The 15,884-nt window shown below is 40.9% G+C and carries 16 protein-coding genes; 9 read left to right on the top strand and 7 right to left on the bottom strand.

What is annotated here, in order from left to right; translation table 11 throughout:
- The first annotated feature begins 10 nt into the window (after nt 1-10).
- From EHR06_RS19020 to EHR06_RS19005, 4 genes are read left to right on the top strand one after another with little or no spacing between them, the layout of a single operon-like run.
- On the top strand, nt 11-1,621 hold the full coding sequence (locus EHR06_RS19020; protein ID WP_135758464.1) for a methyl-accepting chemotaxis protein: 1,611 nt from the start codon (nt 11-13) through the stop codon (nt 1,619-1,621).
- 3 nt (nt 1,622-1,624) lie between these two features.
- Nucleotides 1,625-2,719 (top strand): protein-glutamate methylesterase/protein-glutamine glutaminase, encoded by a 1,095-nt coding sequence (locus tag EHR06_RS19015; protein ID WP_135758463.1) that lies wholly within the window; start codon nt 1,625-1,627, stop codon nt 2,717-2,719.
- Nucleotides 2,719-3,561 carry a CheR family methyltransferase gene (locus EHR06_RS19010; protein WP_135758462.1) on the top strand — a complete coding sequence of 281 codons (843 nt, stop codon included), beginning with the start codon at nt 2,719-2,721 and terminating at the stop codon, nt 3,559-3,561. The genes EHR06_RS19015 and EHR06_RS19010 overlap by 1 nt, the downstream gene beginning before the upstream one ends.
- A gap of 3 nt (nt 3,562-3,564) precedes the next feature.
- Entirely contained in the window at nt 3,565-3,927 is a 363-nt protein-coding gene (locus tag EHR06_RS19005; RefSeq protein WP_135758461.1) for a response regulator, read from the top strand.
- A gap of 104 nt (nt 3,928-4,031) precedes the next feature.
- Here the strand turns inward: EHR06_RS19005 and EHR06_RS19000 are convergent, their stop codons facing one another.
- Nucleotides 4,032-4,871, bottom strand: a complete 840-nt coding sequence (locus EHR06_RS19000) for an SDR family NAD(P)-dependent oxidoreductase (protein ID WP_135758460.1) — start codon at nt 4,869-4,871, stop codon at nt 4,032-4,034.
- Between the two features lie 27 nt (nt 4,872-4,898).
- A complete protein-coding gene (locus tag EHR06_RS18995; protein ID WP_135758459.1) occupies nt 4,899-6,350 on the bottom strand; it encodes a flavin-containing monooxygenase in 1,452 nt (483 codons plus the stop codon).
- Nucleotides 6,351-6,579: 229 nt separating this feature from the next.
- On the opposite strand from EHR06_RS18995, the gene EHR06_RS18990 reads away from it, so the two are divergent.
- The 4 genes from EHR06_RS18990 to EHR06_RS18975 all read left to right on the top strand — a co-directional run bounded on the left by EHR06_RS18990 (nt 6,580) and on the right by EHR06_RS18975 (nt 9,774).
- The gene (locus tag EHR06_RS18990; protein WP_135758458.1) at nt 6,580-6,900 is read left to right on the top strand and encodes a DUF1330 domain-containing protein; all 321 of its coding nucleotides are present in this window, start codon (nt 6,580-6,582) and stop codon (nt 6,898-6,900) included.
- A 45-nt stretch (nt 6,901-6,945) separates the two neighbouring features.
- Nucleotides 6,946-7,332 (top strand): TfoX/Sxy family protein, encoded by a 387-nt coding sequence (locus tag EHR06_RS18985; RefSeq protein ID WP_135758457.1) that lies wholly within the window; start codon nt 6,946-6,948, stop codon nt 7,330-7,332.
- A gap of 186 nt (nt 7,333-7,518) precedes the next feature.
- Nucleotides 7,519-8,214: a FecR family protein gene (locus EHR06_RS18980; protein WP_135758456.1), complete on the top strand. Its 696-nt coding sequence runs from the start codon at nt 7,519-7,521 to the stop codon at nt 8,212-8,214.
- 165 nt (nt 8,215-8,379) lie between these two features.
- Nucleotides 8,380-9,774 (top strand): hypothetical protein, encoded by a 1,395-nt coding sequence (locus EHR06_RS18975; protein ID WP_135758455.1) that lies wholly within the window; start codon nt 8,380-8,382, stop codon nt 9,772-9,774.
- A 39-nt stretch (nt 9,775-9,813) separates the two neighbouring features.
- Here EHR06_RS18975 and EHR06_RS18970 read toward each other — a convergent pair whose 3' ends face one another.
- The gene (locus tag EHR06_RS18970; protein ID WP_100725067.1) at nt 9,814-10,662 is read right to left on the bottom strand and encodes a tetratricopeptide repeat protein; all 849 of its coding nucleotides are present in this window, start codon (nt 10,660-10,662) and stop codon (nt 9,814-9,816) included.
- Between the two features lie 113 nt (nt 10,663-10,775).
- Here EHR06_RS18970 and EHR06_RS18965 point away from each other — a divergent pair, with 113 nt between their 5' ends.
- On the top strand, nt 10,776-10,955 hold the full coding sequence (locus EHR06_RS18965) for a hypothetical protein (RefSeq protein WP_024864064.1): 180 nt from the start codon (nt 10,776-10,778) through the stop codon (nt 10,953-10,955).
- Between the two features lie 73 nt (nt 10,956-11,028).
- On the opposite strand, the gene EHR06_RS18960 is transcribed toward EHR06_RS18965, so the two are convergent.
- From EHR06_RS18960 to EHR06_RS18945, 4 genes are all read right to left on the bottom strand, one after another.
- The gene (locus EHR06_RS18960) at nt 11,029-11,853 is read right to left on the bottom strand and encodes a crotonase/enoyl-CoA hydratase family protein (RefSeq protein WP_100711333.1); all 825 of its coding nucleotides are present in this window, start codon (nt 11,851-11,853) and stop codon (nt 11,029-11,031) included.
- Between the two features lie 43 nt (nt 11,854-11,896).
- Nucleotides 11,897-13,273, bottom strand: a complete 1,377-nt coding sequence (locus tag EHR06_RS18955) for a histidine kinase dimerization/phosphoacceptor domain -containing protein (RefSeq protein WP_135758453.1) — start codon at nt 13,271-13,273, stop codon at nt 11,897-11,899.
- A gap of 308 nt (nt 13,274-13,581) precedes the next feature.
- The gene (locus EHR06_RS18950; protein ID WP_135758474.1) at nt 13,582-14,667 is read right to left on the bottom strand and encodes an alpha/beta hydrolase; all 1,086 of its coding nucleotides are present in this window, start codon (nt 14,665-14,667) and stop codon (nt 13,582-13,584) included.
- 7 nt (nt 14,668-14,674) lie between these two features.
- Nucleotides 14,675-15,796 (bottom strand): peptidoglycan DD-metalloendopeptidase family protein, encoded by a 1,122-nt coding sequence (locus tag EHR06_RS18945; RefSeq protein ID WP_135625645.1) that lies wholly within the window; start codon nt 15,794-15,796, stop codon nt 14,675-14,677.
- Nucleotides 15,797-15,884: the final 88 nt, after the last annotated feature.

Here is a 15,884-nt window from a genome sequence, read left to right as displayed (position 1 = left end):
GGAGTGTTATATGCTAGGTTTTGTGTCTCAAAGTAAAGAAAAGGAAACTGAGAAAAAACAAATGTCCGTAACGTTGACGGACAATGAACGTTTTGTTAAAGAAGGGACCACTCTTGTTTCGATGACCGATTTGAAAGGTCGGGTTATCTATGCTAACAAAGAGTTTTTGGAAATAGCGGGTTTGACCGATGATGAGTTGGTCGGTAAACCTCATAATGTGGTTCGACACCCGGATATACCTAGGAGTGTATTTAAGGATTTTTGGGACACGATCCAGAGCGGTAAACCTTGGAGAGGGATCGTTAAGAATAGATCCAAAAATGGGGACCATTATTGGGTAGATGCGAACGTAGCCCCTAAAGTAGAGAACGGGAATATTGTAGGCTTTATGTCGGTGAGAAGAACTCCGGCACGCCAACAAGTCGAAGCCGCTTCCAAATTATACGCCGATATACTTGCTGGAAAACGAAAATTAGAACCTACTCAGAAAAGAAAAATATCCATTAGAACAAAATTATTCTCGTTTATATTTTTGAACCTACTGGGTCTTGGAAGTTTAGCGGTTTCAGAATATATCGGTTTAGCCTCCGAGGCGACTATGGGGATTGCGGGATTTTTTGCGGTTATCCAGATCCTATTAGGCGGCTATCTTACTTTTTATATTCTGAAACCTCTCAAAGAAGCTACGGATATCGCAAACAAAATAGCTACCGGTGATCTTTCCGTGAATATCGCTCACAATCGTAACGACGAATTGGGTGAATTAGGAAAAGCGATCTTGAATATGCTGATCAATACGGCGGCATTGATCTCACGATTAAAAGAAAACGGAGATATACTCTTTTCCTCCGCTCAAGACCTATCGGGAGCAAGTCTGAACTTATCCTCAGGGATAGAGGAAATGTCACAACAATCTCAAACGATTGCAGCTGCAGCAACTCAGATGAATCAGAATTTGAATGTTGTTTCGAGTTCTATCGAAGAAATGTCCGTTTCCGTAGGAGAAGTGGCTAAAAAAGCGGCAGACTCCGCAAAGATAGCAAGAGAGGCAAATTCTACCGCGATCGAAACAAGCAGGGTCGTAAAAGAATTGGGAGAGAATGCGAACGAGATCGGTAACGTAATCGAAAGTATTTCCAATATTGCCGCTCAAACTAAACTTCTTGCGTTAAATGCAGCGATCGAAGCTGCGGGGGCGGGAGACGCCGGGAAAGGTTTTGCCGTAGTCGCATCCGAAGTAAAAGAGCTTGCGCGTCAGTCCGCGGAATCTTCAGAAGAGATCAAAAGTAAGATCTCTGCCATACAGAAGAGTACGGAGAAGGTGATCGAGTCCATCAGTAAAATTACGAGTGTGATCGCTGAAGTGAACGAGATCAGTGGAAGTATCGCTTCCGCGGTCGAAGAACAGTCAATCACGACTAAGGAAATTGCAGCTAACGTCAGTCAGACTTCTCTTACCTCGAATGACGTTACTAAAAATATCAACGGGATCTCTACCGCTTCTCTAGACGGTGCAAAGGACTCGAACAGCGTATCGAAACTTTCCCAATCTCTCCAGGATCTTGCCGCAGGTATGACGATGTTGGTGAATCAATTCAAAATTTCGAATTCGGCTAAGTAAAAGGTGAGCGCCTTGGAATTACCTGTGGAAAAAAATAAAACGTCTCGGAAGACATCCGTCTTCATCGTGGACGATTCTTTGGTCTACCGGAACCTTCTTCGGAACACTTTTTCCCAAGATGGAGAGATCGAATTTTTAGGAGCGGCGATCGACGGTAAGTTCGCACTTCCTAAGATCGCTCAACTGAAACCGGACTTCGTGATCTTGGATGTAGAAATGCCTCAGATGAACGGGATCCAAACTTTGGAGGAAATTAAATCTAAATTTCCAGACACAAAGGTGATTATGCTCAGTTCTCTCACTCAAGAAGGAGCTAAGATCACTTTGAAAGCTTTGGATATGGGGGCGATCGATTTTGTGCCGAAACCTAACGGAGGGCAAGAAGGAGCGTTAAGCGAAACCTTGGAGTTATTGACTTCAAAGATCAAAGCCCTTAGTCCAATCAAGCCGATCATCCAGAGTCCGGCGGAAAAGAAAAATATTCCCGTTAATATTGTCCAAACCAGAAGGGAGAAGGATTGTTCGATATGCGCGATAGGAATATCTACCGGAGGACCGATCGCGTTGCGTCAATTATTCCAAAAGTTACCGTCGGATCTTAGCGGAAGTATCGTAATCGCACAACATATGCCTCCTTTATTCACCAATTATCTAGCGGAAAGCCTTTCGCAGGCGGCGAATATTCTGATCAAAGAAGCGGAGGACGGCGAAGTATTGCGGAAAGGAGTAGCTTATATAGCTCCCGGGGGAAAACAACTCGAGATAATCAACGGCAATTCCGGCCCTTCTGCAAGAGTGTTTAACGGTCCTGAAGAGGAATTATGTAAACCTTCCGTAAATATTCTATTTAGATCTTTAGCCGAAAATTTTCCGAAAGAAACAACCGCGATCATTATGACAGGAATGGGAGAAGACGGTTATCTCGGAATGAAGGAGTTAAAGAAGAATGGAGCATACTTGATCGCTCAGAATAGGGAATCGTGTACGGTTTTTGGAATGCCCAATCGTCCGGTACAGGAGGGGCTCGTAGATGAAGTATTGGATGTGGATCATATCGCCGAAAAGATCTCTAACCTATTACAAAGGAACTCATTATAATGTTAGATGCTACTTTCGAATTGATGGACGCGATAAAACAGGCGACGGGCATATCCCTGACCGAAGAAAAAATTTATCTTTTGGAAAGTCGTCTCTCGGATATATTAGCGGATTATAATTTATCCGACTTCGGGCAATTGTCTAAAAAATTCAAAGAAGGTTCCGATCTTGAATTTAGGGAGAGAGTAATAGAAAGAGTAACTACTCACGAAACTAGATTTTTTAGGGACGAAAGTATTTTCGGAGCGATCTTAGAAAGGATCATACCTGAGATCTTGGAGAGAAAACAACAGAAGGATCCCAAGATCAAAATATGGTCGGCTGCCTGTTCCACGGGACAAGAGCCTTATTCGGTGGCGATCTCCATCCATGAAAGGTATCCTCATTTATTTAAGAATATCAGCATAACCGCAACGGATATAGCAAAGGATACGATAGAAAAAGCCAAAGGCGGGGTTTTTTCCGCTTTCGAGATAGGAAGGGGATTGCCTGAGGCACATCTTGCAAAGTATTTCGATCCTGTCTCCAAAGGACTGTACAGGGTGAATGATGAAATAAGATCTATTATAGAATTTAAACAGCATAATTTGATCTACGATCCTTATCCATCCGGTTGTGATTTAATACTATGCAGGAACGTATCTTATTATTTCGATCAGCAGGAGCGAAAAAGTTTATTCAATAAAATAGAGAAGGCATTGGATCAAGACAGCTTTCTTATTTTGGGTTCTGCAGAATCGATATCGGAATATTCCAAAAATTTCATCATTCGTGAATTCGGTCTATGCCGTTTTTATGAATTGAATCCTTCCAACTTTACGTTATTTATTAAAGGAGCTTAATATATGGGGAACTTAAGGATACTAGCGGTAGATGATTCGGCTACTATGAGGAGTTTGGTCCAGCAGACGTTGGGGATAGGCGGCTATGAAGTCACTCTTGCATCCGACGGAAAGGAGGGCATAGACAAATTCAGCGATGCCGAATACGATCTAGTCATAACGGATATAAATATGCCGGTGATGGACGGGCTTGCTTTTATACGCGAGGTAAGAAAGAGAAATACGAATGTGCCTATTCTGACCCTAACTACCGAGTCGGAAGAAAATATAAAACAGAAAGGCGCAGAAGCCGGAGCGAACGGATGGATCATTAAACCGTTTCGGCCCGCACAATTCCTGGATATCATAAAACAAGTAATACAGTGAGATCACTACTTTCCTGAAAAATTCTTTATATTTTTCGGATAGGGTCTCTTACAAACGGATTTTGTTTACGGAAAGCCAATCGAATGGCTCTCCGTAAATCGAATTTATCTCATTTGTTTGAGTAGAAGTTTCCCGATTATTACCTGGTAAGAAGTGGGAAGTAATCTCTGCATCAGATCCACAAATACTGCATCCGGCCCGATAAGAACTCTGCGGGAATTCTTTTTTACTCCTTTAAGGATCACTTTTGCGGCGCGTTCTGCAGTCGTTATAAACTGAGCGGACATCTTTTCCCCTGCAGTATTTGGATCCAAGCCAAGTGCTCTCACGCTATCATTGGTCTTAGAACTTTTTGCAATTGCAGTTTTGATACCGCCAGGATGGACGCTGGTTGCGGAAACTTTCACTTTGGTAAGGTCCAATTCTTGCCTTAAGGTCTCCGTAAATCCTCTCACTGCAAATTTGGATGCATTGTATGCAGAGGTCCCTGGAACTGCGATGATCCCGAATACACTAGAGGTATTGATGATATGACCTTCTCCACTTTCTTTTAAATAGGGCAGAAATGCTTGGGTTCCGTTCACTACTCCGCCGAAGTTGATGTCCATAACTCTTTGAAAATCTTTGGATTCGAATCCTTCTATCGTGGAGCCGAATGCGATCCCTGCATTATTAAATATTAAATTTATCTTATTATGATCTTTGGCTACTTTTGAGGCCCAATCGAAAACAGCGGAGCGATCCGATACGTCCAGTTTTTGGCTGGTAACGGAAATATTCGGATTCTTCTTCTTTACTAATTGAACTGTTTCCGCAAGGCCAGCTTCGTTTACGTCTGATAATGCGAGATTGCATTCTTGTTCCGCAAGTTGGATCGCAAGTTCTCTGCCCATTCCCGATCCGGCCCCGGTAATGGCGGCCACTTTATTTTTAAAACTTTTCATTTGGGTTTTCTTCTTCCTATTTTGTTTTTATCCGAACGACAGGTTAGAGTCGTTCACGTTCGCGAAATTTATATCGAATAGATCCATTAGATAATTCTGATGGAATCTCCAAGGTCTATTTGCTCCCCTTTGAGGGAACTGCTCTATGGCTCTTTGGATGTATCCGGAATTCAGATCCAGTATAGGCTCCTTCTCCATTTTGGAAGGATCACAAACCGGAACACATTGTTTGTAACCTTTTGAATCCATATGGTTCAGAAGTCGCGCAACATAAGTAGAAGTTAGATCCGCTCTTAATGTCCAAGATGCGTTTGTATAACCCACACAAAATGCGAAGTTAGGAACTCCGCTTAGCATTAAACCTTTGAATGTAAATTGTTTGGAAATATCTACCGCTTCACCGTCTACCTTTAGTTGTATCCCGCCGATTGCGAGTAATTCTAATCCTGTTGCAGTGACTATAATATCCGCTTCTAATTCTTTCCCGGATTTTAATTTAATCCCCTTGGCTGTGAAAGTTTCAATATGATCTGTGACTATGGATGCTTTACCTTTGGAGATCGACTTGAAAAGATCGGAGTCGGGCACCAAACATACTCTTTGATCCCAAGGCTGGTAATTCGGTTTGAAATGAGTATCTATATCATAACCTTTAGGAAGAGAGGCTTTTAATCTTAATCTGATCAGCCACTTCGCAAAGTTAGGAGATCTTTTACAAACTTGATAGAACCAAATTTGGATCAGAATGTTTTTGATACGAGTGATATGATGAGCAAGTTTCGCAGGCAGAATAAATCTTAAAAAATCTGCGACTATATCTTTGGATGGAAGACTGGTAATATAAGTAGGAGACCTTTGCAGCATAGTAACATGAGAAGCATCATCCGCCATAGATGGAACTAATGTAACCGCAGTTGCACCGCTTCCGATCACTACTACCTTTTTGCCCTTATAGTTTAAATTTTCAGGCCAATGTTGAGGATGAATGATCTGTCCTTTAAAATTCTTTACTCCGGGAAAATTCGGAGTGAACCCTTTATCGTAATTATAATAACCGCTGCAAATATAAAGAAAGTCCGCAGTGTATGTGCGTTTTTCTTTTTTAGGTCCTACTTCTACGGTTAAAGTCCAAAAATTTTCCTTACTGGACCAAGAAGTCGAGGTTACTCTATGTTCAAATCTGATATTACGATCTATTCCGAATTCGGATGCTGTTTCCCTCACATAATTTAGGATAGAAGGTCCGTCGGCGATTGCCTTCGCTTCTTTCCAAGGTCGGAAAGAATAACCCAAAGTAAACATATCGGAATCGGAACGAATTCCAGGATAACGAAATAGGCTCCAGGTCCCGCCTATATCCGATCTACTTTCTAAGATCGTATATTTTTTACCCGGGCAAAGTTTTTGAAGATGATAACCTGCGCTGATCCCTGATAAACCCGCGCCCACAGTGATCACGTCGAAATGTTCTTTTTGCATTTTTTCCTCGGCGGATACATTCTATCGATCCCTTTGAAAGAACCGATTACATCCCGCTTGTCTATGATGGATTTTGCACCAAAACCGAGTAAGATTCGACTGATCTTATAATATCGCCCTTAAAAATTCGTTCGAGATGATAAGAATATACGGATTTTCACTAGTTTACATCTCAAAGTAATCCTGAAAAGGCTTGCAACCATTTCAAAATCTAAGATTGGAGAAGGTCATGAAGTATTACTCCGTAGCAGAATTAAATATTACCAGCGCGCGTTGGATCCCTGCTTATGTGCGCAGTGTGACCAAGATGGTGGAAAAATTCGGGGGAAGATATCTTTCCAGGACCACGAATATGGAAAAGATAGAAGGGGACAGAAAACTTCCTCAACTATTCCTGATCATCGAATGGCCGTCCAAAGAAGCTCTCCGAAACTTTTATAATTCGGAAGAATATAAACCGTTTCTGGAAAGCAGACTAAAAGGTTCTAATGGAGAATTTATTTTGGTCCCGGGAGAAGATGTAAACCAGCTCGCGAATGTTCCTGAGTAATCGGATTTTCATTCGAATAAACATCTAAAAACTTAGGAAAAGTATATGGCGATTCACGAAAAAACGGCCGAACGTGTACGAAAAACTCTCACCGAACAAAAAGAGGTAGAAGAGAAAAAAATGTTCGGTGGTCTTTGTTTTATGGTAAACGGAAAGATGTGCGTTTGTGTCAGGGACGAGGAGCTTATGTTCAGAATAGATCCCAAAGATTACGAATCCGTTTTAGAAAAGAAAAAAGCCAGACCAATGATCCATAATGGAAATCTGATGAAAGGATTTGTATTCGTAAATATCGAAGAAGTAAAGCTTGAGAAAGAGTTTGGATACTGGATGGGACTTGCCTTGGATTATAATAGGACCTCCAAGGCTTCTAAGAAGAAGGCTACAAAACGGAAAGTCCCTTCTCCCAAGAAAACTTCTCAGAAAAAATAAGCGCCAATAAGACTTTTATTTACCCGCTTCTTCGTTTAGAATAATTATAAGAGCCTACTGCATCGGCTCTGGAAGCCCGACATCGGATGTTTATTGATAAACTAAAGATTGGTACGGACTATAATAGTCTCTTCTTTTTCAAAAATAGATTTACTTCCTTTAAAAGAGCCTCCACAATCGACCGCTATGAAAATATTATCAGTTCTATTTCTTCTAGGTATAACATGCGTTTTGTTTTCTTGCGGTAAAAAGGAAGCGGATGTAGGTAAGGGAGTGATCACATTTGTTGTAGGGAACGTAACCTTAGAAAGGGGTTCCGAAAAATCCAAGGCAGAAGTGAACAAAGAGATCCAAAACGGTGACACATTGGTTACGGACGAAGGCGCCACTGCAACGATCGCATTTGGAGAAAATGTTTCCTTGCTGGAAATCCAATCCGGTTCCAGATTCCGCTTCGACGACATCAAATCTGACAAAAAGTTTTTCCAAGAGAAGGGAAGATCATGGCTTCTCTCCAATAAACTTGCAAAAGGTGAGGGCTTAAGCTTAGGAACTCCAACAACTACTGCGGGTGTAAGAGGAACTCAATTTTTTACTAATATTGTAGAAGACATGACTTTTATCTGCCATTGCCAAGGTAAGGTGGAGTTGGAAAATTCTTCAGACCATTCTAAGATGATACCTACATCCGATTATCTCACAGTCACAAGAGGAACAAAAACGATTGTGATCGATAAGGATGATCTGCTAAAGATTGGAATTCCTTATGTTCACAACCATAGTGAAATAAGTAATTCTCCTGTGGGAGAAAAAAACACTTTGAAGTTAGAGGATTTTTTAAAGATCCAAGATCTTGCTAAGAGAAAATTAGCAGGGAAGTGATCTTTTAAATTACGTCTTCAAATATATGCGGGAGAAGAATAAAATTCCCGCATAATCGCCTTTTCTATAGAAAATAAGGAATATATGGCAAAATATTGTTGCGCCTAACGTTAGCTAAAACTTATAAAGAATCTATCCGGGGATTTCCCATATTTTGGCTAACGTATGAAAAAAATATTATTTTCTTTTATTCTGATCTTCGGGTTTAATATTTTTTCTTACGGCTGCCAGCCTGGGGCCGGTTCTGAGCCAATAAGTAGTTTGGCCTTCTTATTCGGTGTCGTTCAGTCAGTTCCGAATTCTCCAAAATATCTGGTTCAAGAGCTTCCAACCAAGAAGGATCTAATGAAGCTTGGAAGTAAATCTTCCGATCAGAGTTTGGGAGCTTACTCAATTTTACCACAATCGGAATTATACACTTCCAATTTGAATTCGGAGATGGATGCAGTGTATTCGATCATTCAGGAAAACGATCTATGCAAGTATATTATCCTAAATTATGCGGATACAGTTGAATTGGGAGCGGCTCTTGTAATAGGAGATATTGAATTTGAGGGAAAAGAATATAAGAACGTATCTTTACGCTATTATCTGCAGAATTCAGTCTATTTTATTGAAATGAAATATGATTTGGATGAATATCTAAGGCGTTTTGTGACTATACAGGTCGAAAATTTTAATACTCCCTCGGAAACTATTCTACTTTCGTACTTTGATAAAATTGTTAATCCTCTTCCATATCTTTACTCTTCTGGATATTCTATAGTAAAAAGGGCTAACACTACATATTCGGTCCAAAATCGCTCGTTGGTACATTTTAGAGTCTATGATCAGAATTCGTCCTCTGATCTCTTTTTAAGATATGGCAAGGCATTTCGGATCTCAAGAGTAGGTCAGGACTATTATTTTTATTCATCTGATAAAGAAGTAATTCCGGATTATACTTACGAGGGCCAGTTCTATCCTGAATTTATTTACGAACTTGAAAGGACTTTTGCTTTTGTATCCACCTCCGACGGTTATGCAGGTAAAGCTATCGGATATTCAACCGGAGGTTTTTACTTTCAATATTATAACGATGATTTTGATTTGATCCTTTCTTCCAATCTTGCCACTCTTACTCCTGCCTCCGATAGTATGGCCCAATACGGTTATCCTCTAAAATTTATTAAAGCTGCAAGTTCCTCTGCTCCGATTTTATACGACGAAGACCTGCCGCGTTTGTGGATCGATACGAATAATAACGGATCGTTTGATAATGGGGAACCTAAACTCCAAACGGATATGGAGCCTTTAAGTCAGGTTTGTTCTTGTGGTATTGAGGTGAAATCTTATCCCGTATTTTTAACTGATGTCCCGTATCATACTCCCATATCGGATGTCATATTTAATTATTATAATAATCCTCTTTTTGCGTCTTTTGTTTATAACGCTCAAAGTTTCTTAGATACGAATAGGAATGTTATAAAATCCGCATTAGATGATGGAATAGTGAATGCCTTAAAATACGATATTTCTACTTATCCTGTAGATGCAAATCCTGCCAATGTAGAATGGTAGTGATTTGAATTAAGTTTGCAGGTTATGCGAGGCAGGTGATCAGGCTTCGTCTATTTCAACATTCTCTAATGTATCAAAAAAACCGGTCTGCAATAACGGGCCGAAATCCACCATATCCTCCGCAGAAAGTTTAAGACCGTTTTCCATGGAGTAGGCCTGCAGTAAAGAAGCGCAGGCCAAGTGACTTTCCTGCAATTGAGCGTGGGCTCTCGCTTTTACAACGAGTATATCCGCGTCGGATTCTCCGAAATATTTGATATATAGATCTATGAATTTAAGTGCATTCTTATGATCCGAAACTTTCAGATAACACTGAGCGATCATATCGTAATGTAAAAAGGTCTCTTCTTCGTCCATTCTCATGGCGGTTTTTAAAGAAGCTAAGGCCGAGTTATAATCTCCCCTTTGATAATACAAATATCCGAGTTCGGACCAAATATCTTTTCGTTTGATCCCTCTTCCTCTGGACAGTTTTTCCTGGGATAAGGCCTGCTTTAATACTTGGATCGCCTCATTGGATCTATCCGTATCTTTTAATAAACTCGCTAGAGTTAGATATAATTCCAACTGGTCCGGGAATATCTCGATTGCAGTGGTAAGTATCTTTTTAGCGGATTTAAAATTGTGAACCTTGATGAGATAATTTGCATAATACAATCTGCTTTCCGGATGAGTGGAAAAACGGTCCTGCAATTCCTGGAAAAGATTCAGGGTCTCTCTGGTATTCCCAATATAATATTGGCACCATGCCTGGCGGTTTTTCACCTTCACTACGGTTTTGGGATTTTTGGTAAAATTCAGGGATTCCTTGTATAGGTTAAACGCCTTAGTAAATTCTCTCTGCCTTTCCCGATGGATGGCGCTTATGATCAGTTCCCTAAAACCCACGACTGGGACAGGCTAAAAAAATTCCTAAAATAATCAAGTTTTCCACAGATCAACCGATGATTGAAACGGGGGCAAAGGAAAGAAAAAATCCCCACTCTATAGAGGTAAAGAAAATGGAAATCGGTAGCCAAACCAGCCAATCTCTCATGATCGAAAGAATCGCCAATCTGCCTAGGGAAATATTCCAAGCTCAGTCGGATATGAATTCTAAACTTTTGAAGCTGAACGTAGAGGCTCAAGTGCAAGCCCAAGCTTCCGAAGGGAGATCCAGACTTTTGGATCTTTACGTTTAATTAGGATGCAGGAATTCCACAAAACGTATCTACCGTTTGCAGGAGTTCCCACATCCCACCCACGCTTGCTAAATTAATTCTTATTATATTCCGGCCTTTTTCTATCTTTAAAGGCTTTCATTGCCTCTCTAAAATCCCTGGAATCCATAAAGCTGGAATTCCAAACCGCGACATAGTTCAAACCGACAGCTAAAGGTTTTCCTTCGGAGTAGTTCATTACTTCCTTAGTACCTTCTACCACTATTCTTGGATTTGCAGCGATCTCGGAAGCGGTTGCAATTGCACCTTCCAAAAGTTGGTCTTGGTCCTTGAACAATTTAGAGACAAGTCCCATTCTGAGAGCTTCTTCTCCGTCTATGTCTTTACCGGTGTAGGCGAGTTCTCTCGTGTTTCCTTGTCCAATGATAGAAGGAAGTCTGTTGATAGAGCCCATATCCGCTACGATCGCTACCTTTGCTTCTCTTAAGGAGATGCTTGCATCGTAAGTCGCATAACGAATATCGCAAGCAGAGATCAGATCTAGTCCGCCACCGATACAATGTTTTTGGACTGCGGCAACGGAAGGTTTAGGAGAATCATAAACTGCATTGATCCCTTTCTGCATTCGGAGGATCAGTTCATAGAATTTTTTACGATCATCTCCATAGGTACCTTGTACTACGGATCCAAATTCTTGGAAGAATGAGTCCAGGTCCAAACCTGTGGAGAATGATTTGCCTCTTGCTGCAACTACGAAGGATCTGATTTTTTGATTGGAGTTAATTTCGTGTACGACATCCGGAAGGTCTCTCCAGAAACTCCAGTTCATCGCATTTCTTTTGTCGGGACGGTTTAAGAAGACGATAGCTACTCCGTCTTCTCTCTCGACGATTTCAAAGAATTCAAAGTTTGTCTTCATCGGGATCAGAGTTGTCCGATTCAGCCGACGAGTAAAACGTTTTTTAGGTCTCGTGTTTTACAGGGAAGCTTAAGGTGGCCTTGCAGCCGTTATCGTTCTCAAGCTTAAGTTTTCCTCTTAAAAGTTTTACGAAAGAATCTACCAAAGAAAGTCCCAAAGAGCCTGAATTGCGGGTTTGAGCCATAGTATCCTCGGACACACCCACACCGTCATCTTTCACTTCTAAGAAATATCGTTCGTCATTCAAACTAAAACGGATCAATATAGAACCACTCTCTCTGCCTTTGAACCCATGTTTGAATGAATTAGTTAAAAGTTCGTTTATGATCAATGCACAGTTCATACCCATCTCGCTTGGGATCTTTGGAGTTTGGATATCCAACACTAGTTTGAACTTAGAACGATCTACTTTATATACTTCGAATAAAAGATCGGTAAGCTTGCGCACATACAGATCGAAACTGATAGAAGACAGATCATGGTTTTCATAAAGCACTTCGTGCAGAAGGGCCACTGCCTGTATCCTATGCTGGCTGTCCTTGAAAATATCCAAGGTCTCCTGGTCCTTCAGGTTGGAAGCGTTCATGCTCAGCAAAGAGGAAATAACTGTAAGATTGTTTTTGATCCTATGGTGGATCTCTTTTAAGTAAGACTGGTTTGTATTATCCGATTCTCCCAAACGAAGAACAGTGATAGAACCGCTGGATTTTCCTTCGGTGTTTAAGATGGGAGAGATCTGAACGGAAACTGAAGTTTTATTTCCGATCCCATCGACCGCGAATATTCCATTTTTCTCAATCGTTTGGTTAGAGGTTAACACGTCCGAAAGAGGAAGAGTATAAGAGGAAGAGTTTGGATCTTCTAATTTTAAAATCTTTGTTAAGGAAAGTCCTATAGACTCTGCGTAACTAAGACCTGCGATCTTTTCCGCCACCGGATTACAAAATAGTACTAGGCCGTTCTCATCCGTAGTGATGATCCCGGATTCCATTTGGTTCAAAGTGGATTTTAAGGATTCTTCGTTTTTGCGATTTCTATGCTCCAGCTCGTTTTTATACAAAGCAACTTCGATAGAAGAACGGAGCTGGTCGGATTCAAAAGGTTTGACTATATAACCTAAAGGCTGAGTTCTTTTGGCCCTATTGAGAGTGTTCTCGTCCGCATATGCTGTAAGATAAATAACCGGGGTTTGGAATCTATTCCTTAGTAGTTCGGCAGTTTGGATCCCGTCCAGATTTCCTTCAATATTGATATCCATTAGGACCAGATCTGGATGATTCTCTTCCGCCTTTTGGATGGCCTCCTCTCCGGAGGATGTGATGCCCACGAGATCGTAACCTAATTTTTTAAGTTTCTGGCCCAAGTTGACTGCGACTATGATCTCATCTTCCACAACTAGGATCTTAGGTTTTGTGAGCATACTTCTAATCTACGAATAAAACCGATTGTTTCAACCACATAAATGAAAAATGATAAGTGAAAATATCTGCAGAAATATGGGCGAAAAATGAATAGAGATCTTTGCAAGTAAAATAGAATATAAGTGTGATTTTTGTAAGGAATGTTTATTACCCTGTAATTTTTTTTGAAACAACCATTCGTATATAAAAACCCATCTAATCCTTTCGGACTAAAATCCGAAATTTTTTGATATATCGTCTAACGTGTGATCTTGCGCGGATATTCCCGTCCCAGGGACAGGTGGATCGATTCCGGGTTTAGAAGGATTTAATTTCGGAGAATATAGTTTTCGTTCCCGTAGGACTTACGGATGAACAACCTCTTCTCCGCTCCCAGACCCAAAAACAATTGGTATAGATCGGTCAAAATCGGACGGGAAGAATAATATCCGTGACCTAGCGACAATAAAGAGGAGTCGATCGGGTTTACATTGACCACATCCACTCCTGGAAATTTGGAACAGGCGCCTAGTCTTCCAGTTTGGTGGATCTGTGCGGAGGCAAATAATGCGGAGTCTCCGGGAGAGCAGTACAATGTGATCCTTTCCGAAGATTTTAATAAACTATCTAATATGAGTATAAACTCACCGGTATCGTAATCAGGCGCATTCAAAACCAGTTCCTTTAGAAAAGGTCTGTCTCCCCATTCTTTAGAAAGTTCGGAAACTGAATTTAAGACTACCTGATGCCCCATAGAATGGACCAATAGATGGATCTTTTTGTTAGTGGAGGCCATTCTTTTCAGGAAGTATTTGAAAGAATCCCTGCTGCTTCTCGCAGAGACTAGATTTTTTTCGTAAGTGTTTTTTAGGAAGAAGGTCCCAAGCATGGAACCGTCTCCTCCTGCCGGCCAAGTATACAGCGCTACCTTGCCTGGAAATTTCAGATCGTATTTGAGCTGGGCCGCTCTTAAAATTGCCTCTTCGAAGTTTACATTAAATCCGTGAACGAATACGATCACTTCTTCGAAAGGATCTTCTTCTATTCTTTTCCACCAAAGTTTCTCTTGCTCTTCTTTGGTTTTGCCTTGGATAGAAACTCTATGTTCTAAGAATTGAAATGATTTCTCTTTATTTCCCAGGCCGAACGGAAGGGAGCCTATCTCTCTGTCCGCAGGAACATTGATCAAACAGGACCCTGATTGTGTTCCCATATTTCCGAAATTCAGAAAATAAGAATTAGAACAGGCTACTTGTGTTCCAGGATTTACCGCTCTGGAAGTATTAAAAAATACCTCGATCCCATGAGTGGAAGAATATTGGGAATTGGTCCTTTTTTCCAGATGTTCGGAAACGGAAGGTCCGCAGCCTAATATGAGAATAAAACTAAAAGCAAAAAAGAAAGATCGAAACATCATAATCTTAATGGTTCGGTTTAGAGCCTCTTTTGTAGCTGAGACCTTTTAGGTATTTTCCTGGGTTAACCGATTTTCCCTTATGGATCACTTCAAAATGTAAGTGAGGGCCGAAGCAGTAACCTGTACATCCTGAGGTCGAGATCTTCTTGCCTGCGACCACATAGTCCCCTCGTTTTACATTCAGCCTGGAATTATGCGCGTATAATGTTTTGAAATCGTCGTTATGTTCGATCACGATCGCGTTTCCGTAACCGCCCATCCATCCTGAGAATACTACCTTACCGTTACGAGCAGCCATAACCGCTTCGTAATTCGCCTTTAAGTCCAGTGCTTCATGGAATTTGTGTTGAGGGAAGGTTCTCCAACCGTAATTGGAAGTGACCACATGAGAAGTAACTGGAACCACCCATTTAGGAGCAGGATCAGGGATTACGGCTCCTGGAAGAAAAACTTTTTGGCCGGGACGAAGAATATCCAGATCGTCCAGTTTATTCTCTTCTAAAATTTCATCCAAGTTTACTTTGTAAAGAGAAGCTACTTTGGCGACAGTATCTCCCGCCTTGAATTTATATAATAGACCTTGTTTATTCGGGATTTGTAATATTTGTCCCGGGTATAATGTATCTTCTAAATTAATACTGGAAGAACCTGCGATGGATTCCATAGAGACCTTATAACGAGTAGCGATCTCTGAAAGTGTTTCGTTTCTTTTAACTTTGTAGGTGACTACTTTAAGTTGTTTCTTTTTATCGGAAGCGCTTTTGATCTCGTTCGCCATTAAGATGGTGAGTTTTGCTTTTTCGGATTCTTCTAAGAATTTTTCGTCGCCTTTTTTGGCTTTTAAGTCTTCCGAATCGTTTTCGGTCACTTCAGTAGAAGCGGATTCCATAGAAGCATTAGATGGGCTCATCCAAATCCCCAAAAATAGGACCATAAAAATGACCGATGCTACAAGAGGAATAACGCGGAATTTGCGTCTTCTGAAATCCAGGTTTCCGTGGTATAGATTCCCTCTGAAATAAAAGGAATAATGGAAATGGAAAGCGCCCAGGTAGATCAGGGTGAAATTATCTGTCCGGAGGATTTCCTTTCCTGCGGTCAATTGCCTGGGCTTCTTGAAGATCATACTATGAGTATCGGTCGATCGGGCGGAGAACCACCCGAGTTTTTGATTCGAACAAATCTAAGAGGTGGGAAAAAAGAACTCGGGTCCT

The sequence above is a fragment of the Leptospira dzoumogneensis genome, from assembly GCF_004770895.1.
Taxonomy (GTDB): domain Bacteria; phylum Spirochaetota; class Leptospiria; order Leptospirales; family Leptospiraceae; genus Leptospira_B; species Leptospira_B dzoumogneensis.
The sequence above is the reverse complement of the archived record's forward strand: the minus strand, read 5'-3'. Positions and strand labels throughout refer to the sequence as shown.